This window comes from Polaribacter sp. 20A6, from assembly GCF_011378915.1.
GTDB classification, from domain to species: domain Bacteria; phylum Bacteroidota; class Bacteroidia; order Flavobacteriales; family Flavobacteriaceae; genus Polaribacter; species Polaribacter sejongensis.
Genome location: NZ_WTPZ01000008.1, coordinates 17,297 through 35,779, shown reverse-complemented (window position 1 = coordinate 35,779; position 18,483 = coordinate 17,297). Strand labels below are relative to the sequence as shown.

General features: G+C 31.2%; 16 protein-coding genes. 8 read left to right on the top strand and 8 right to left on the bottom strand.

The window, feature by feature from the left end; all coding sequences use genetic code 11:
- Positions 1–102: 102 nt before the first annotated feature.
- Positions 103–2,595 (top strand): LamG-like jellyroll fold domain-containing protein, encoded by a 2,493-nt coding sequence (locus GQS57_RS16055; protein ID WP_165733880.1) that lies wholly within the window; start codon positions 103–105, stop codon positions 2,593–2,595.
- A gap of 69 nt (positions 2,596–2,664) precedes the next feature.
- Here the strand turns inward: GQS57_RS16055 and purE are convergent, their stop codons facing one another.
- Genes purE through GQS57_RS16040 form a run of 3 tightly spaced genes read right to left on the bottom strand, consistent with a single transcriptional unit; the run spans position 2,665 to position 4,841 of the window.
- On the bottom strand, positions 2,665–3,144 hold the full coding sequence (gene purE / locus GQS57_RS16050; protein WP_165733879.1) for a 5-(carboxyamino)imidazole ribonucleotide mutase: 480 nt from the start codon (positions 3,142–3,144) through the stop codon (positions 2,665–2,667).
- A 55-nt stretch (positions 3,145–3,199) separates the two neighbouring features.
- Positions 3,200–4,363, bottom strand: a complete 1,164-nt coding sequence (locus GQS57_RS16045; RefSeq protein WP_165733878.1) for a 5-(carboxyamino)imidazole ribonucleotide synthase — start codon at positions 4,361–4,363, stop codon at positions 3,200–3,202.
- Positions 4,364–4,421: 58 nt separating this feature from the next.
- Positions 4,422–4,841, bottom strand: a complete 420-nt coding sequence (locus GQS57_RS16040) for a Rieske 2Fe-2S domain-containing protein (protein ID WP_165733877.1) — start codon at positions 4,839–4,841, stop codon at positions 4,422–4,424.
- Between the two features lie 194 nt (positions 4,842–5,035).
- On the opposite strand from GQS57_RS16040, the gene greA reads away from it, so the two are divergent.
- The 3 genes from greA (at position 5,036) to GQS57_RS16025 (ending at position 6,563) form a co-directional block, all read left to right on the top strand.
- Positions 5,036–5,509 (top strand): transcription elongation factor GreA, encoded by a 474-nt coding sequence (gene greA, locus GQS57_RS16035; protein WP_165733876.1) that lies wholly within the window; start codon positions 5,036–5,038, stop codon positions 5,507–5,509.
- Positions 5,510–5,815: 306 nt separating this feature from the next.
- Complete coding sequence (locus tag GQS57_RS16030; RefSeq protein WP_165733875.1) at positions 5,816–6,205, top strand: HIT family protein; 390 nt, start codon at positions 5,816–5,818, stop codon at positions 6,203–6,205.
- Positions 6,206–6,227: 22 nt separating this feature from the next.
- Positions 6,228–6,563, top strand: a complete 336-nt coding sequence (locus tag GQS57_RS16025; RefSeq protein WP_165733874.1) for a hypothetical protein — start codon at positions 6,228–6,230, stop codon at positions 6,561–6,563.
- Between the two features lie 205 nt (positions 6,564–6,768).
- Here the strand turns inward: GQS57_RS16025 and GQS57_RS16020 are convergent, their stop codons facing one another.
- Both GQS57_RS16020 and GQS57_RS16015 read right to left on the bottom strand, forming a co-directional pair.
- Positions 6,769–11,544, bottom strand: coding sequence for a T9SS type A sorting domain-containing protein (locus GQS57_RS16020; protein WP_165733873.1), 4,776 nt, complete (start codon positions 11,542–11,544; stop codon positions 6,769–6,771).
- A 256-nt stretch (positions 11,545–11,800) separates the two neighbouring features.
- Positions 11,801–12,952 (bottom strand): HAMP domain-containing sensor histidine kinase, encoded by a 1,152-nt coding sequence (locus tag GQS57_RS16015; protein ID WP_165733872.1) that lies wholly within the window; start codon positions 12,950–12,952, stop codon positions 11,801–11,803.
- Positions 12,953–13,147: 195 nt separating this feature from the next.
- Here GQS57_RS16015 and GQS57_RS16010 point away from each other — a divergent pair, with 195 nt between their 5' ends.
- On the top strand, positions 13,148–14,008 hold the full coding sequence (locus GQS57_RS16010; RefSeq protein ID WP_165733871.1) for a flavin reductase family protein: 861 nt from the start codon (positions 13,148–13,150) through the stop codon (positions 14,006–14,008).
- Positions 14,009–14,013: 5 nt separating this feature from the next.
- A complete protein-coding gene (locus GQS57_RS16005) occupies positions 14,014–14,385 on the top strand; it encodes a DUF3127 domain-containing protein (RefSeq protein ID WP_165733870.1) in 372 nt (123 codons plus the stop codon).
- 162 nt (positions 14,386–14,547) lie between these two features.
- On the opposite strand, the gene GQS57_RS16000 is transcribed toward GQS57_RS16005, so the two are convergent.
- Both GQS57_RS16000 and GQS57_RS15995 read right to left on the bottom strand, forming a co-directional pair.
- Positions 14,548–14,793 carry a DUF1456 family protein gene (locus GQS57_RS16000; RefSeq protein ID WP_068449322.1) on the bottom strand — a complete coding sequence of 82 codons (246 nt, stop codon included), beginning with the start codon at positions 14,791–14,793 and terminating at the stop codon, positions 14,548–14,550.
- A 30-nt stretch (positions 14,794–14,823) separates the two neighbouring features.
- Complete coding sequence (locus GQS57_RS15995; protein ID WP_165733869.1) at positions 14,824–15,447, bottom strand: YqaA family protein; 624 nt, start codon at positions 15,445–15,447, stop codon at positions 14,824–14,826.
- A gap of 123 nt (positions 15,448–15,570) precedes the next feature.
- Here GQS57_RS15995 and aat point away from each other — a divergent pair, with 123 nt between their 5' ends.
- Positions 15,571–16,197, top strand: a complete 627-nt coding sequence (gene aat, locus GQS57_RS15990; protein ID WP_165733868.1) for a leucyl/phenylalanyl-tRNA--protein transferase — start codon at positions 15,571–15,573, stop codon at positions 16,195–16,197.
- Between the two features lie 73 nt (positions 16,198–16,270).
- On the top strand, positions 16,271–16,807 hold the full coding sequence (locus GQS57_RS15985) for a hypothetical protein (protein WP_165733867.1): 537 nt from the start codon (positions 16,271–16,273) through the stop codon (positions 16,805–16,807).
- Here the strand turns inward: GQS57_RS15985 and GQS57_RS15980 are convergent.
- Entirely contained in the window at positions 16,804–18,474 is a 1,671-nt protein-coding gene (locus GQS57_RS15980) for an RluA family pseudouridine synthase (RefSeq protein ID WP_165733866.1), read from the bottom strand. The two genes, GQS57_RS15985 and GQS57_RS15980, sit on opposite strands and share 4 nt — an antisense overlap.
- Positions 18,475–18,483: the final 9 nt, after the last annotated feature.

The window sequence follows — 18,483 nt, the reverse complement described above, 5'->3', positions numbered from 1 at the left end:
AAAACTTCCATTTACCAAAGAAACTATTAACTTTATCGAGATTTTACAAATTAAGGTTTGCTTTAGAGTTACCTTTAGATGAATATTTAATATCCCCTAATTATGAAAAATGTATTTATTAATTTAATAATAATTTTAATTACTTGTTTTAGTTATGGACAGACAGCTAATGATGGCTTTTATTTTGATGGTGTAGATGATTTTATAAATGTAGGTGGTGCTACGAATACTAATATAACAAACATTAATAGTACAACAACTAACAACAGAACTTACGAGACATGGTTTAAAGCAGATGCAGTTACTTCTAGGCAATTTATTATGAAAGAAGGGGCTGGTACAAGAGCAATTGTTGTTTATATAGAAAATGGATATTTAATTATTGGAGGCTATAATAGAGCCGATTATACACCACGATGGGAAGGTACTTTTTTAAGAAAAGCTATTTCTGCAGGTACGTGGTATCATGTTGCCATGGTTTTAGATAATGCTTTAGCTGCTAATACTACTACAAATCTTATGGGAGCTAATGAAAATACTGCTTTAAAATTTTATTTAGATGGTACTTTAATTGGTGAAAATTCGGGATATGAATTTGGACCTCATAACACTGTTAGACTTGGCTATAAAGATGCAGATGTTAGGTTGCCTAGCCCCACAGCAACTTGGGTGAGTCAATTAAATTCTGAGTATTTCTATACATCAGCAGCTTTAACAAGTTATTCAGGGACTAATTATTTTAAAGGATATTTATGGGGATTTAGGCTTTGGAATAGAGTTAGAACTCCTACAGAAATAGATGCTTATAAAGCAGACATTATAACAACTGTAGGTACAGATGACTTAGTTGCTATCTTAGATGGAGATACTTTTTCATATTTAAATAATGACAATTCAACTACCTCTGAAGCGACCGTTTCTTCTGTTTCAACTATTATTTGGAGTGCTACAGCTGCTACGGTAGATTGGAATACGGGGGCTAATTGGGTTGGTGGTATTGTACCAAATTCATTAAAAAAAGAAAGTGCACAAATACAAGTTTCTAGTAATTATCCAGAAATAGCAACCCATATTGTTGTAGGGGATTTAATAGTTGATACTGGAGCTAGTATAACCGTTAATGCAGGCGGAACGATGGAAGTTTCTTATGATTTAACAAATAATGGTACTATTACTGTTTTAGATGATGCTAGTTTAATTTTAAGAGAGAAAGATGTAGTTGTAAGTACAGGTACGTTTAATATTCAAAAAGTTACGCCAACTTATGCCAGTAATAAGTTTTATTCATATTGGAGTTCTCCTGTAATTAGTACGGACTCTAATATTGCAACCGTTTTTTCAGATGCTTCACTTATTTATAAATTCGATGCTGCTGCTGCAAATTCAGATTGGGTTTCTACAGGTACTTCAGATTTTAATGCAGGTATTGGCTACGCTGTTCGTAATGAAAGTACGGGAGGACAATTAAGAACTTTTATAGGGAATATTAATAAAGGTGATATAGAAGTAGATATTTACAATACCTCAAATTTAGCAGGAACAGATTTTGATGGAACTGCGTGGTCTATAAAGGGTGATAATTTAGTTGGAAACCCATATGCTGCAGCGATAGATTGGGAGTTAGTTGTTGCAGATCCGGATAATACTGAAATAGAGGGAACGATGTACCTTTGGGATCAAAATTCGGTTCATGTAGGTGAAAATAGAGAAGCAGATTATGTAGAGTACAATTCAACGGGTGGTTCAATTCCTTCAGTAAATAGTGTTATAGGTTCGGGGCAAGGTTTTTTTATAAAAACAACAAGTGCAAACCCTAATTTAAAAATTACCTTTAAAACAACACATCAGGTTGCTGGTTTAAATACAAAATTTCTTAGAAGTAGTACTAATAATGATGGTAATGTAAAAAAGAAAGGTCGTTCTTGGTTTACTTTTAATCATAATGATATTACAAAAACAATATTAATAGGTTTCTTAGAAGGAGCAACAGAGAGTTTTGATCGGTTGTATGATGCTCCTTTTGATGTAGAGAAAAAATCTATGGGCTTTTACTCATTTGTAGAAGATGTATACAAGGCAACCATACAAGGTTTACCTGTTTTAAAAGAGGATACTAAAATAATTAGAGTAGGGTATGTGGCAGATGAAATGGGGGATTACTCTATAGGTATTCAAGAAGAGCAAATAGAAGAAGGCTATAATATTTATTTGGTAGATACAGAAAAAGAAATAACTGTAGATTTAAAGCAAGCAGAATATGATTTTATTATTGATGCTGTTGGTGAAAATAATACCAGATTTAAAGTAGTTTATTCTAAAAGCAAATTAAAAACACTAAGTAAAGAATCTATTGAGATTGAAGCCAAAGAACTTTCTGTGTATCTCGATGCTGGAAAAGAATTAATAGTAATATACAATAATAGTAAAGATGATATTGATGAGGTTTCTTTGTTTAATGTTCAGGGAAGAAAAGTAGCTTCTTATAAAGGAAGTCAGCAAAAAAACACTTCTAATTTGTCACCTGGGTTTTATGTTGTAAAAGTAAAATTGAAAGATAGTAGCAGCTTGAATAAAAAAATATTAATTGCAAATTAGTTTATTTTAGAGGCATAAAAAAAACTCAGAATTTATAGAAATTCTGAGTTTTTTTTATTTTAAAAAGAATTATTTTCTAACTCTTGCAGAAGCTTGTTCAACTTTCAGTTTCAACTCTTCTTTGTAAGCAATAATTTTATTTAAAACAAGCTCGTCTGAAGCACCAATAATTTGTGCTGCTAAAATACCTGCATTTTTTGCACCATCTAAAGCAACGGTTGCAACTGGTACGCCACCTGGCATTTGTAAAATTGATAAAACAGAATCCCAACCATCAATAGAATTTCTGCTTTTTACAGGAACCCCAATTATTGGCAACGGACTCATAGAAGCTACCATTCCTGGTAAATGCGCTGCGCCACCTGCACCTGCAATAATTACTTTTATACCTCTTTTGTGTGCGTTTTTAGAATAGTCAACTAATTTTTCTGGAGTTCTGTGAGCAGACACAATATCTACTTCTATTTTAATATCAAAACTCTCTAGAATGTCAATTGCTTCTTGCATTATTGGAAGATCAGAATCACTTCCCATTATTATTCCTACCATATTTTTTCAATTATCAATTATCAGTTATCATTGATAACTGATATATTGTTTACTGTTAATTATTTTTACTAATCACTCTAAGAGTCTCTTTTACTTCTTGTGCTACTTTTCTAGCAACTTCAATATCTTTATTTACAATAGTAACATGTCCCATTTTTCTAAACGGACGTGTTTCTTTTTTTCCATAAATATGTGGCGTAACTCCGTCAATTTTTAGAATTTCTTCTATGTTTTCATAAATTACATCACCAGAAAAACCTTCTTCACCTACTAAATTCACCATAATTCCGGCAACTTTACTATCTGTATTTCCTAACGGAAGATTTAAGATTGAGCGAATGTGTTGCTCAAATTGATTGGTATAACTTGCCTCTATAGAATAATGTCCAGAATTATGAGGTCTTGGTGCTACTTCATTTACCAAGATTTTATCATCTACTGTCTGAAACATTTCTACCGCCAATAAACCAACAAAATCTAAATCGCTCACTACTTTTAAAGCTATTTCTCTCGCTTTTTCTGCTACTTGAGCATCTATTCTTGCAGGACAGATAACATATTCTACTTGGTTTGCTTCTGGATGAAATTCCATTTCTACAACCGGGTAGGTTTTTACTGCACCATCTGCATTTCTTGCAACAATTACTGCCAATTCATTTTTAAATGGAATCAGTTTTTCAGTAATACATTCAACATTTGGTAAGGATTCTAAATCCTCTATATTTCTAACAATTTTAACACCATTACCATCATAACCAAAACGAGCAGCTTTCCAAACAAAAGGAAAATCTATCGTATTATTTTCATAAGAATGTTTAATCTCTGTAGAATGTGCAAAATGAGAAAACTCTGCAGTAGGAATTTCATGGTCTACATAAAAATTCTTTTGTCTTGCTTTATTTTGAATAATGCGTAAATCTTTCGGTTTCGGAAAAATGGTTAAACCTTCATCCTCTAGTTTGTCTAAAGCATCTAAGTTTACATTTTCAATTTCAATAGTTAAAACATCTACGGTTTTACCAAAGTTGTAAACGGCATCAAAATCTAATAAATCTCCAACCATAAACGTGTTGCAAATTTCGGCACAAGGTGCATTTTTATTCGTTTCTAAAATAGAAGTATGAATGTCTAATTTTTGAGTTTCTGCTAAAAGCATTCTACCTAATTGACCTCCACCAAGAACGCCTAATTTAAAATCTGAAGAATAATAGTTTTTCACGTTGAGAATTGTTGTGTTTAGGCAAAAATAAGCAACTCAATTTAACTAATCTACAATTTTAATTTCTTATTTGAACCCCGTCGCTCCCAATTAGGTTAACAGTGTACATTAGCATGCCACAACCTTCTTCTCCAATTAGTTTACCACCTTGTAAATAATTATAATTTCTATCATGGCAAGTACAAGTTATAATTGGCGCATTTGTAATGATATCTAAGGGTGCATTGCAGTTTCTATCCGGACATTCTAAATCAAAAGCTATAAAATCTGAAGCATTATTTCTAATAATATGTATTTGCCTACCACCAATTGAATATGTTTTGCTAGTACCATTAATAGTTAATAATTGGTAAGATGGAAGCCTCGTATTTAAAACTTCAGAGACGTTTACATCTAAAAAACAATCATTAATTTGGGTGTTATCTGAGCATGACATAACAATCATAAAGCAGCAGAATAATACTATTTTTTTAATCATACAAAAGTTTCATTTTATTTAAAACGTTCGCAAGTTACAAATATTTTGTATATTTGTTATTCAATCTCATTCCTGTTAGGGCAATGGGATTTTTTAATATAAACCCGTGTTGGGTTTTTTTAGTGTAAAAGCAACTTGTTTTTAATAAAATTAAGAAGTTATTAAATTGAGGTTAGAAATTAAAATAAAAAAAAATGAGCGAGATATCTTATTATTCAGCAGAAGGATTAAAGAAATTGAAAGATGAATTGGTGCAACTAGAGCAAGTTGAGCGCCCAAGAGTAACTACAGAAATTGCAGATGCACGAGATAAGGGAGATTTAAGTGAAAATGCAGAATATCATGCTGCAAAAGAAGAACAATCTCACTTAGAATTTAAAATTGCCAAGTTAAAGAACGTTATTTCTAGTGCAAGAATTATAGATGAATCTCAATTAGATACGTCTAAAGTATTGATTCACTCTATCGTTAAAATAAAAAATATAGCTAACAAAATGGAGTTTTCTTACACGTTGGTTGCAGACTCAGAAACCGATGTTAGAAACGGTAAATTGTCTGTAAACTCACCAATAGGTAAAGGTTTGTTAGGTAAAGAAGTTGGTGATGTTGCAGAAATTAAAGTACCAAACGGAATTATGAAATTCGAAATTGTAAACATTTCTAGATAATTTTTTTATAAGCTGTTTCCTGCTTGGAATTTATCTTGAGCGGAGTCGAAAGACTATCTTTTTTTTTGAGAAAAACAAAAAAAGGATGCTGTTTCAAATGCGAAGCATTCAATGACTCAAAGTAATATTAAAGCGGAGTTAATCAGGGCTAGACTTATTTGTAAGTTAGTAGCATTCTTATAGCATATTAAATTATAAATTCGGGTTTTAGCATTGCTAGAACCCGAATTCTTTTTTTACCTTTACTACTGTTTGTAAGATCGAGCGCAGTTGAGATCTAATTTATAAATCAATTCAATAAACAAAATGAGCATTTTCACAAAAATAATAGAAGGAGAAATTCCTTGTTACAAAGTAGCAGAAGACGATAATTATATTGCTTTTTTAGATATCAACCCAAATGCAAAAGGACACACATTGGTAGTGCCTAAAAAGGAAGAAAACAAATTATTCGATTTGTCTAAAGAAGATTACTTAAGTTTGATGGATTTCTCTTACCGAGTTGCAGAAGCTTTAGAAAAAGCAGTTTCTTGTAAAAGAGTTTGTATGAGTGTTATTGGTTTAGAAGTGCCTCATGTACACGTACATTTAGTGCCAACAAATGCAATGGCAGACATGCAATTTAATCAAAAAGTAAAATTAACAAATGAAGAGTTTGTTGCTTTGGCGGCAAGTATTTTATCTAAATTTGAATAAAAACTAATAACTCTAACTAAAAATGAAATACGCTGAATTTAATATAGAATCTAATAAAATTGAGTTTTTAAATTCTTTCTTTGGAGTTGAAAGTGTTTTGTTAAATGGAAAAATAATATCTAAGAAGTTCTCTTTTTCTGGAATTAAGCATAAAGTAAAACTAAAATATAGCGATTTAACATTAGAATCAAATTATAAACAATTCGATAAAAAAGAAATTATACTTGAATTGAAAAATAATGAAGAATTGTTAGATAAGCGAATTGTAAAAACAGACAAAAAACAACGTTTTTATTGGATGTTAATAGGAATGATTTTAGGTTTTGGTATTTATAAAATATTAGATTTCTTGCTTTAAAACTATACTGTATAAATTACAAATAATTAGTTGGCAAACAAGTTTAGCCCTGATTGAACGGTATGTTTGAGCTCTTTATTGCCATTTTTTTCGGCAATAAAAGCGAGTAGAGAAAGCGGGAAATAGCTTCTAATTAAAAAGCCTACTATTATATATAGTAGGCTTTTTAATGTTTAGAAATTAGTTTTTATTTCCTAAAAATAAATTATTCTACTGCTATTTTTTTAGTAACTCTTCCATTTTCTGTATCAATATTTACAATGTAAATAGCTTTAGAAATAGTATTAATTTTCAATCTATTTTGGATTGTATTGGTTTCAATTGTATTCCATTCAGCCACTTTTTGACCTAATAAATTAAATAAAGTTACCTTTTTTAATTCTAAATTACTGTTGTTATCAATTACCAATTCTTTAGCGTTATTATCTAAGTAAATAGAAACGTTGTTCTCTAAAATTGCATCTTCTATACCTAATACTTTGCTTTTAATAATTTCAGAAAAAGCAAGTACAAAACGGTCTGTGTAGGTTCCTTTTGCAAGTGTTAAAACAATACTTTCATTATTAAGTAAATAAGATGTTCTTGTTAATTTATCTGTTATGTAGATGTTTCTGTCAATTTCATTCCATTCATCTAAGCTAATTGTTACTTGTCCATCTTTAGAAATAATCAACTCTAAAGGAATTTCTAGTTCTTCAGAAATACTTTGTACACCAGTAATTACATATTTTTCATTAGTATTAGGAAACTTCCAATAGATATCCGTAGTTCCTACATCATAAATTTCAGTATCGTATCCTTTATCAAAGTTAAAAGAGTTATTGTCTTTAAATGAAATAGCTAATTGTCTATGTAAATTGACGTTATTATCATCGGTATAACTCATTCCTAATTTAATAATTGGCAATGTATTTGTAAAGCTTTTTTTAGCTTTTGATTTTCTGTTTTCACTTTTAAAGAAATGAGAATTTGTTCCTTCTTGTACATATTCTCTTTGGCTGTTGTTAAAAACAATAGGTCCAGAGAGTACATCGTCTCCTTCTATAAAAAATCCTTGTCCGATTGCTATAAAAGATTTTGGCTCTGTATAAGATCCATTACCCAAAGTAGGTGTGCCATTATTACTGTTATTATTGTCAACTACACTGTTTGCAGCAACGCCTCCAGATAAGTTTCTAACAGCATATCCACCAACATATCCGCCATAATTATGGCCTTCAGAACCATTTGTAGAACTTTCTTCTCCTACATGCTCCCAAAAATATAAACTACCGTTAGTAACTTCTAAATTATCTTCGATAAACTTTTTAGCACTTATTGCAGATGCATAAGGATTACCAACTAAATAAGAATCTCCAGCACTAATATAAGTTGTTAATTCACCGTCTTTAGGCGTACCTACAAAAGTATAGTTTTGCGCAGCACCAGATCCTTTAAAAGTAAATCCATCTGTTTGTGAAATGTTTCCACCTTTGTATTTGTGAGTCCAACCAGATCTTCCGTTAGATCCTGTTGCATATGTGTATACCCAATAACCTGCTATAGAAATAGGAGATGTAGTATTGCCATCATACCCACTCACAAAATTAATGTCTGTAATTGCAGAAGTTGCAGAGGTTGGTATTGTACCGTCTTTTAAAACATCTTCTATGGTAAATGTTGTAGCATTAAGAGTACGTACAGGAGAACTCAAATAATTGTATCTGTACTTACTTGGTACTGTAGAGTTTTGGTCTACTAATAATTTACCATTTCCAGTAACTTTAGATGCTGTTTTATGTGTTTGAATTAACTGTGCCTTATTAGTGTTGTCTGAACTAATTAAGCGTATTTCATCGTTTGTATCTTTAATAATTATTTCATTTGTAACTACTAATAGATTATCTGTAATCGTAAAAATACTACTTTCTTTAACTTCTAATTTTCTAGCACTTAACTTACCTGTATGATTATAATCTTCAGAAACCTTTACATTTCTAGATCTATCTGGGTATCCGTTTGTCCAAACACTACTGCCTAATACGGTAGTTCTGTCTGTAAATTGGAATCTATGTAAACCTGGTTTTATATTGGTTTCATCATTAGCAGTAGCTATTTCAGATAATAAAGGATCGTGTGCATGACGTTCTATAGCATTATCATTTGCGTCATCTGAATAAGTAATAATGTCATCGTCTATAAAAGCAACCCATTCTGTTGCATCTGCAGTTTTATTTGGTGCAGAAACTTCATCAATACGTACATAGCTTGTATTGTCTTCTATAGCTGCTATCACATCAATTCTTGATGCCCAAGCATTCGTATTAGATATTCTTGTTAAGGCTAAAATATCATTTGCAGCATCAAAATTGGTTACATTTATATTTACTATTTCTGATGCTGTAGAAAGCTTATTAGAAACAGTTCCTGCAGATATTAGTATAGACTCACCTGGGTTAATAACACTAGTGTTAGAAGTAAAAGCAGTAGGAGTGTTACCTGTTTGATCTCCAGAAGTATTTTTAAAGAGCGCAATAATAGTTGCATTTGGTGCAATGATATTTACAGCATGACTATTGGTAATTTCTATCCAACGTTCTGTGGCTGTTTGATATACTTGTGTAATCATAGCAACTCCACAGACATTTGTGTTTTTATCTAATGCATACGTATTGTAGGTTGATGTATAGTTTATAGAGGTTGTAGTATTATCATTAGTTTCTAGGCTAGCCGCTAATCCATTATCTCCAACAGGGTTATTTGTAATGTTTACTACAGCATCTGCCGTATTTGTGGTGGTGGTATTAATTACGTTTGCACTTCCTAATACAGTAGGTACACTAGCTTCTATAGTATCTGGGCAACCATCTCCATCAGAATCTAAATCTAATTGATTTGGTATACCGTCGTTATCGGTATCGTTATTTCCTTCAGTGGTGTCTAAAACTCCATCATTATCATCATCAATATCATATATGTCTGCTATACCATCTCCATCATAATCTCTTAAGATGTTAAAAGAAACAGAAGGAGAATCACTGGTGATATTATTGTCTGTTTGATCTTGTGTGTTTCTAGCTGTATTTGTTTTGGCAACAGTTGAGTTAGTTCCTGTCATTGGATCTACTTTTGCTACAATTGTAATTGTTTCTACTTGGCCACTTGTAAGATTTCCTAATGTCCAATTAGGAGTTGTCCAAGAACCAATACTTGGGCTTGCACTAACAACTGTTAATCCATTAGGCATTACATCAGAAATATTAATATTTGTAACAGGATTAACACCTTTACTTTCTATTATAATTTTAAAAGTAATGCTTTCTCCTTCCATAACATCACTCTTGTCAGCAGTTTTGTTAACAATGATATCTGGGTTACAATAATAAGCCGAAATTGGTTGAGAATCATAGGTACAACCTCCTTTAGAAACACGTACGTAATAGTCTCCAGATGTTGTTGGGGTATATGTAGGTCCGTTTTCACCAGGGACTAAAACACCATTGTCATACCATTGGTAAGATTCAAAATTTTTAGTAACTACTTCAATGGCACCGCCTGGTAAACAACCTCCACCTGTTATAGCTAATTCTGTAACTGGTACAGTATCAAACCCAGAAAAATAACCAGCGATACCTCTAGCACCGTTAAACCCTAAAAACCCTACAGATATTGGACCTGAAGAATTTACAGATACATCTCCTGTAAGTCCTGTAATATAAAATGTTTTCCAGTCTGCTGTACCTGAAATGGCTTCTTCTGTAGGTAAAGCAACTACACCACTGTCATCAGTAACAACAATATTAGAATTAGCTGTTGTTGTTGATGCTATAATGTATAAACCTCCTGAAGCCGTAATTCCAGAAATATCTTCGATATTAGAAATATAATCCACTGCGTCAGGCAATAAACAATTTACAGGAGCTACAAAATTTAAACTTACCGTAATAATAGATGAACTACCTGAAATTACTTGGTAAGCATATACGTTTTTGGTTGAAGATACAAACATGTTTTTACCAGATGTAGTACCAGAATATTTAGAAGATGGTATTTCTGCATACTCCCCAACACCAATTGTAGCAAAAGGTGTACTCTCATTATTTACATAAATTTCTGTATTTGCTTGGGTTCCTATGATAATTACAAACTCATTAGTTGTACCACCGTTACCACGAACAAAAACATACTCTTTTCCTAATTTGTCTTCAGGTACAGGTTGGTCTGCTCCCGCATCTCTACTTCCACTACTTGGGTTTACCCCAAAATTTAACATTCCGTTACTAATGGCAATATCTTTGTCAGCATCAATAGAGGCACCAATCCATCCGTCTATATTGGCTGTGGTTGCGTCTTTTGCAGCTTCAAGCACATAAGATTGACCTTTGTTTAATGTAATATTAATAGTATTATCAGTAATTCCACCTACATTATTTGTAGCTCTAAATTTACATTCTGTATTATAACCACTTATTTTTATTTGGGTATTGTCTTCAGTAGCCATAATACCTAATGTAGCACTCATAGTTTTATGATTTGCTTCAATAGGAGCGCCTCCCCATTTAAATTTCTGACCTAAAGCAGCTCTACCTTTAGAGGTAATTGAAGCCGCTTGTGAAGCTGATCTACCTCTATAATTCACATAAAATTTTTCTCCATTTTCAGATTCAAAACGCAAACCACTGTTAGATAAAATGATTCCTGTATTGGCATTGGTTACTAGGGTTATATTGTTGTCTCCATTACCTGGGTTATAGGTTTTGGGAGTTGCTTTTGATAGTGATAAAGTAGTAATTTCTGTAGTATTTGTACCTCTATATACTTTTATATTGAAACTTGAAGTTTCTGGTGTAGATAAATAGATGGTTTGTTGCTGAATAGCTTGGTTGTTAGTGTCTTGCTTTAATGGTGGAAGGAAATGTAAATCACTTAATTGACTATAACCAACTTGTGTTATGGTTAATAAAACTATACAGATAAATATTTTATGTAAATTATGTTTCATTTTATAAGTCTTTTAAAATTTGTATAACACTGTGCAAATTGTTATAAATTAAACTATTGCGATACAAATTTATAGAAGACTCTTTAAAATTAGGATATTATTATTTGATTCGGTTTATAGGTTAGACGAATTGCAAGTTACTTTCTTTAAACGGTATTTCTGCTGATAAAAAAAGAGTAATAGTAGCTGCTTGTAGTGTTTTAAAGCTTTTTTTTCTCGTTTTATGAAAGATATTTGTGTTTTGGGTTGAAAAAAACTACACTTTATTCAATAAAATCTCAAAAGTAGTTCCTTTTCCAATTTCAGATTTTTGCACAAATATTTTCCCTTTATGATAATCGGAAACAATACGTTTGGATAGTGATAAACCTAATCCCCATCCACGTTTTTTTGTAGTAAAACCGGGTTTGAAAATCTGTCTAAATAGTTTTTTCGGCATTCCTTTTCCGGTGTCTGAAACCGTAATTTTTATTTTTTTAGATGTATTCTCTATGTTTAGATCTAGCTGACCTTTGCCTAACATGGCGTCAATAGCATTTTTGATGAGGTTTTCTATAACCCAACCAAACAACTCTGTGTTTAAATGGGTGTAAATCTCAGTGTCTGAAGTTGTAAAAGAGAAAGAAATTTGTTTAGAACTTCTAGATTCTAAATAATCGAAAGCTTGTTTTGTTATGGCAACTACATTTTCTTTTTCAAGCTCTGGTGTAGAACCAATTTTAGAAAAACGATTTGCAATGGTATTTAATCTGCTAACGTCTTTTTCTATTTCTTCTACATATTTATCATCTATTTTTTCCATTTTTAAAATGGCAATCCATCCTAAAAGAGAAGACAAAGGCGTACCAATTTGATGCGCTGTTTCTTTGGCCATACCTGTCCAAAGTTTATTGGTTTCTGCAACTTTATTAGAGCTGTAAAACATATAAATAACACTCAAAAATAGAAATAAAATTAAAATTAACGCAATAGGATAATACGTTAATCTGTTTAGTAAATCTGAATTCCGATAATAAATAAACTGTTTGTTTTTTCCTTTATAACTAACCTCAATAGGTAGGTTTTCGGCCTTCATTTCTATCAATTGCTTTTCTAGATATTTAGGATTTAACGCTTTTACAGAATCTAAGTTTTGGAAATATTCTATTTCTCCTTTGTCATTTACCAGAATCATGGGAATATTATTGTTATTCTCAATAATTTTTAAGGGTAAATCTACATTGGCATCTAAGTTGGTATCGCTAGCAATTTCTTTTTGTGCAGTTGCTAAAATTTCCATTTTAATACGCTCTTCTTGTTTAAATTTTTGAAAGAAAGTATAGGTGTTCCATAAAATTAAAGAAACTATAATAAACGAAACAAGAATGGTAATTCGTTTAAATAAAAGGGTATTAGAAAAAAAGTTCATCAAAACAAATATAAGGTTTCCTCTGTATAACTCATTTAAAGATTAGATAGTATCTTTACAAAGCAAATAATATTTGCCAGTTAGCATTTTTACTTTTTTCAAAATTTTATTCTGATAAAAGTATCAAACGAAGATATATTATTTCGTTAAACTTTTTAGTTGTGCTCTAAATGGCATTTAGTAAAATTTATAAGTATGCTATCTATCAATCCAAAAGAGATTTCTACACAAAAATTACATGGTTATTTATTAGGTGCCATTGCACCAAGACCTATTGCTTTTGCAAGTACGGTTGATGCCGATGGAAATCCGAATTTATCTCCTTTTAGTTTTTTTAATATTTTTGGAGCAAATCCTCCCATATTAGTTTTTTCTCCTGCCAGAAGGGTAAAAGGTAATACTACAAAACACACGTTAGAAAATGTTTTGGCTACTAAAGAAGTGGTTATAAATGTGGTGAATTATGCCATGGTACAGCAAATGTCTTTAAGTAGTACAGAATATCCGCAAGGTGTAAATGAGTTTGAAAAAGCAGGGTTTACCATGTTGCCTTCAGATCTTATAAAACCATTTAGAGTTGCAGAATCTCCAGTACAATTAGAATGCAAAGTAAATGATGTTATTTTTACTGGTGATGAAGGTGGAGCTGGAAATTTAATAGTTTGTGAGGTGGTTAAAGTACATATTTCTGAAGACGTTTTAGCTGCTGATGGAAGCATAGATCAGCATAAAATAGACTTGGTGGCAAGAGCAGGAGGTAATTTTTACACAAGAGCAAAAGATGGTTTTTTTGAGATACCCAAACCAGTAAGTACTTTAGGTATTGGAGTTGATAAAATACCTTTAGAAATACGGAATAGTACGGTGTTAACGGGTAATAATTTAGGGATGTTAGGTAATGTTGAACAATTGCCAACAGAAGTAGATGTTAATAACTTTAAGAAAGATCATTTAGAGTTTATTGGACTAGAAACCACAAAAAAACATACATTTGCCCAAGAGTATTTAAAAAAGAATGATGTAGAAAGTGCTTGGAAAGTACTTTTATTAAATTAGAAATTATGGAAGTTATTGGTAAAGTAAAATTAATTGGAGACGTTCAAACATTTGGATCAAACGGATTTCAAAAAAGAGAATTAGTGGTTACAACAGATGATCAATATCCGCAAATGATTAATATCGAGTTTCAACAAGATAAAACTGATTTATTAAACAATTACAAAGTTGGGCAAGATGTAAAAGTATCTATCAATTTAAGAGGTAGAGAGTGGATTAACCCACAAGGTGAAGCTAAATATTTTAACTCAATAGTTGGGTGGAGAATAGAGAATTTATCTCAAGCAGCTGCAGGTGGTGGTAATTTGCCTCCAGTAGATCAATTTCAGCCAGCATCTAAAGTTACAGATGAGGAGCCAGACGATTTACCGTTTTAAATAGCATCAAGATTTTTAGTATTAAAAATCAAGACAAATAAAAAGAGAGATTTCATTACTGAAATCTCTCTTTTATATTTTATAAAGGTTTGTTTATTTTTTTGTTAGTCTTGTTTCTTGCGTCTAAAAGCGAAGCAATCTAAACATCTAAAAAATAAAAACTTATTTCTTCTCACCTTTTTTAGGCATCGGTCCACGTAAATGAACAACCAATCCGTTTAAGAAATTACGTAATATTTGATCTTGACATTCAACATATTTTGGGTGTTCTTCACTTCTAAACAAGGCTCCTAATTCTGCTTTACTTACTTTAAAATCTACCAAAGCACAAATTTCTACAATATCTGTATCTCGTAATTTATGAGCTACACGTAGTTTTTTTAAAATGTCATTATTTGTTAATCCCATAATACTAATATAATTATTTTTAATCTGAATTTAATCTACAACCTGAAAAATTGCCCAAGCATATATTGCAAATCTAATAAAACGAAATAAACCAAAAAAGATAACTTTATTAAATGGATATTTTATCATTCCTGCAGCAATACAAGCAATAGAAAAGGGTAATGGAAATAAAGCACCTACAAGAATTAAAATACCACCCCATTTGCGAGTGTTTTTTAAATTCTTAGCCATTTTTACTTCTAAATATTCTTTAACAGATTTAATTCTTAATGCAGTTTTACCTATAAAGTAAGAAACTAAACCACCACAATATGATAAAGTAGCTAAAATTGCTAAGTTTAATATTGGATCAGGTGTTTTTTTAGACCACGCAATAAATATTTCTGGAGGCACTAAGCCTAACAAGGTTTCAGAAACAAAGAAGAATATTAAAACTGTAAGTCTAGAAACCGTTTCTGTAAAATGATGTAATCCATCATTGATGTTGTATACATATTCGTTAAAAAGAAATAAACATGCAACAACAATTACAATTGGCCAGAAAGCTTTCTTTAAACTCTCCCATATAAACATATAGAACCCTGTTCTATGGAAATAGGAGTGCATCAGTTTAGCTCTATGCGTTTTTGTTTTTTGTTTTGTTTTTTTTGCCATTTTTAGATTTCTCTTTTTCTTTAAACAGAGTACAAAAATAAGGACTTAATTTTTATAAAGTGAACAATAATTTATATTCCTACTCTTTTATGAATTCCTTAATTTAGCAACAAATAAATTTTTATGATTTGGCTTACAGATAAAATTGAATTTCCACCTTATGAATTTACCACAAATGATGGAATTATCGCTTTAGGTGGAGATTTATCTGATGAACGGTTAATTTGTGCCTACAAAAATGGAATTTTTCCTTGGTTTTCAGAAGGAGAACCTATTGTTTGGTATTGTCCGTTGGAAAGAATGGTGTTGTTTCCCGGTGAAATTAAAGTGTCTAAATCGATGCGAAAAATCATTAATAAAGGTGAGTTTACTATCACAGAAAATAAAGCGTTTAGAGAAGTAATCTACCACTGTAAAAATATAGAGAGGAGTGATGGTTTTGGTACTTGGATTACTGATGATATGGAGCAGGCTTACATTAATTTACATCATAAAGGCATTGCTAAATCTATAGAAGTTTGGCAAGACAATCAATTAGTGGGTGGTTTGTACGGTTTAGAGATTAACAATATTTTCTGTGGAGAAAGTATGTTTAGTAAAGTTTCTAATGTTTCTAAATTGGCATTTATTCATCTCGCTAAAAAGAAAGAATACACTTTAATAGATTGCCAAATGTATAATGATCATCTAGCGAGTTTGGGAGCAAGAGAAATTGAAAGAAATGCATTTTTAGAGATATTAAAGGCTTAAATTTTTTTACTATTTTTAGAAAGTGAAATAAAAGAATAATTATTGCTAATGTTTTAATAATCAAAACTTTTTTATGAAGAAAATACTTGTATTAATTGTACTATTATGTGCATTACAATCTTGGTCTCAAGAGAAATTTGGAAGACCTTTTTTTACAGGAGATGTTAATTTAACTTTTGGAATTAATGAAAATTATGAAATAGGTCCGGATGATGATAATGGTCCTTTAATTGTACCTTCTGCAGTATTTCTTAGAGTTGGTTTTGGTTACGAATTTAAGCGAAGATTAGCAATCGCTTTTAATACAGGTTTAGATTATCATTGGAACTATGCTGTAAGTGCTTTTCCTACGTATGGAAGTTTAAAGTATAATATTACTGAAAATGATGATGACACTTTTTTTGTTGAAGCGAGATATGGGAAAATGTGGACGCCTTCATCCAATTATCCTGATGGAAATTATTTTGGTTTAGGAATAGGAACTCAAGTTGCAGGAGAAGAAAGATGGAACACAGTTGTTCGATTAGACTTTCATAGAAAAGGAATAATCGGATTCGAAAATAACAGGTTAAATAGTGTTTCTTTAGGAATCGGATTTTCGTTTTTCTAAAAATCTGGTGCCACTGTAAAGCTCATTCTCTTGTGAGTTGTTGGGTGCGAAAATTCTATAAACTCTGCGTGTAAATGCAACCTGTTTTCTTTGTTTCCATACAAATCATCACCAACAATTGGGGTGTTTAATCCGTTTATATGAGCAGCATGAACCCTTAATTGATGTGTTCGTCCTGTAATTGGGTAAAAATGGACTTTTGTCTTTCCATTTTCTCTTTTGATGATTTTCCAATCTGTTTCAGCATTTTTCCCATGTACAAAATCTACTAATTGCTTGGGTCTGTCGTCTAAATCTACACGTAAAGGAAGTTTTATTTTTCCACTTTCTTCGGTTAAGTTTCCGTCTAATAAAGCAACGTAACGCTTTTTTACAGTTCTGTTTATAAACTGACTTTGTAAAACTTTATTGGCTTCTTTTGTTTTGGTTAATAATAAAATTCCAGAAGTAGACATGTCTAATCTATGTACAATTAATGGCCCTGTAGCATCTGGATATTTTTCTTTAATTCGTGTGTACACAGAGTCGGAAATATCTTTCCCTGGGACAGATAAAAACTCCGTTGGTTTATTTACAACCAATAAAACGTCATCTTCATAAATGATTTCTAATTCTTGTTTTTCTGCTAAATTTTCTAACAATAAATTTTCATCCATAATAATACCATCTAACATGTGTGCTAAAATAGGTTTACATCTGCCTTGGCAGGCAGGATAAAAGTTTTTGTGTTTTCTAATAGCTGAGTTTGGCGAAATTCCCCACCAAAATTCTGCCATACAAATAGGAGTATAGTCGTTTAAAAAAGCATGTTGTAGTAATTTAGGAGCAGAACATTCACCAGAACCAGCAGGTGGTTTTATTGCTGGATTGTTAAAAATATCTAATAAGCTACGCAGCTTTTTCTCTTGATTTAAAAAAGCATATTTACTAAAAAGCGTTTGTTGTAAATAATTAGACTTTTCTCTTCTATCCTTTTTTAAGGCTGCAATTTTGTCTTCAAAAAGAGTTAATTCACTTCTTTTTTTTGCAATTTTATCTTCGTAGTATTCTACTAGTTCTTTGTAATAAAATTGGTCGTTAAAACTTTCTTGGACTAATTCTTTGTTGAGGTTGTTAAAATCAACTTCATTTAAAGTTGCTTGTCCGTTTGTTTTTCTAGATTTTCTATCCTTTTTCTGAAGTTTTAATTTTTTCCTTTCCTGTGTTAAGTCTTCTTCAATTTCTTTCGATAATTTAAAAAAGGTTTTCTTTAGTTTTAAATAACTTCTATCCTTTTTTAAAAGAGATAATTCCGCATTTATTTGGTCTATTTCTTTTTCACCTTTAATATAGAAACTTCCTTCTGTTCTCATGTTAAAAACAGGCGGAACAAATTTTATAGGCAAACTTTTATCTGCTAATTTTCCTGAAAAGGCAGCCAAATAACCAATTTCATTTTTTTTGTTTTTAACTACTAAAACCCCAAACATTTTACCAATTGGCAATTCGTTTTCCTCTTCTGTTAGGCCAAAATTATGTTCAAAATCTGTCTGATTTTCTAAATATTCTTGCAATTCATTTGTGGCAATGGTTGCTAGCTGATGAGGTTGATAATAAAACGGAAACGTAAATTTTTCTGGAAGTTCAATGCCAGAAACATCCGCTTTAAAATTTTGGAAATAATTCAAATTTAAAAT

Coding starts and splice junctions, on each gene's coding strand:
- GQS57_RS16055 (WP_165733880.1), top strand. CDS start 103: ATGAAAAATGTATTTATTAATTTAATAATAATTTTAATTACTTGTTTT.
- purE (WP_165733879.1), bottom strand. CDS start 3,144: ATGGTAGGAATAATAATGGGAAGTGATTCTGATCTTCCAATAATGCAA.
- GQS57_RS16040 (WP_165733877.1), bottom strand. CDS start 4,841: ATGATTAAAAAAATAGTATTATTCTGCTGCTTTATGATTGTTATGTCA.
- greA (WP_165733876.1), top strand. CDS start 5,036: ATGAGCGAGATATCTTATTATTCAGCAGAAGGATTAAAGAAATTGAAA.
- GQS57_RS16030 (WP_165733875.1), top strand. CDS start 5,816: ATGAGCATTTTCACAAAAATAATAGAAGGAGAAATTCCTTGTTACAAA.
- GQS57_RS16025 (WP_165733874.1), top strand. CDS start 6,228: ATGAAATACGCTGAATTTAATATAGAATCTAATAAAATTGAGTTTTTA.
- GQS57_RS16020 (WP_165733873.1), bottom strand. CDS start 11,544: ATGAAACATAATTTACATAAAATATTTATCTGTATAGTTTTATTAACC.
- GQS57_RS16015 (WP_165733872.1), bottom strand. CDS start 12,952: ATGAACTTTTTTTCTAATACCCTTTTATTTAAACGAATTACCATTCTT.
- GQS57_RS16010 (WP_165733871.1), top strand. CDS start 13,148: ATGCTATCTATCAATCCAAAAGAGATTTCTACACAAAAATTACATGGT.
- GQS57_RS16005 (WP_165733870.1), top strand. CDS start 14,014: ATGGAAGTTATTGGTAAAGTAAAATTAATTGGAGACGTTCAAACATTT.
- GQS57_RS16000 (WP_068449322.1), bottom strand. CDS start 14,793: ATGGGATTAACAAATAATGACATTTTAAAAAAACTACGTGTAGCTCAT.
- GQS57_RS15995 (WP_165733869.1), bottom strand. CDS start 15,447: ATGGCAAAAAAAACAAAACAAAAAACAAAAACGCATAGAGCTAAACTG.
- aat (WP_165733868.1), top strand. CDS start 15,571: ATGATTTGGCTTACAGATAAAATTGAATTTCCACCTTATGAATTTACC.
- GQS57_RS15985 (WP_165733867.1), top strand. CDS start 16,271: ATGAAGAAAATACTTGTATTAATTGTACTATTATGTGCATTACAATCT.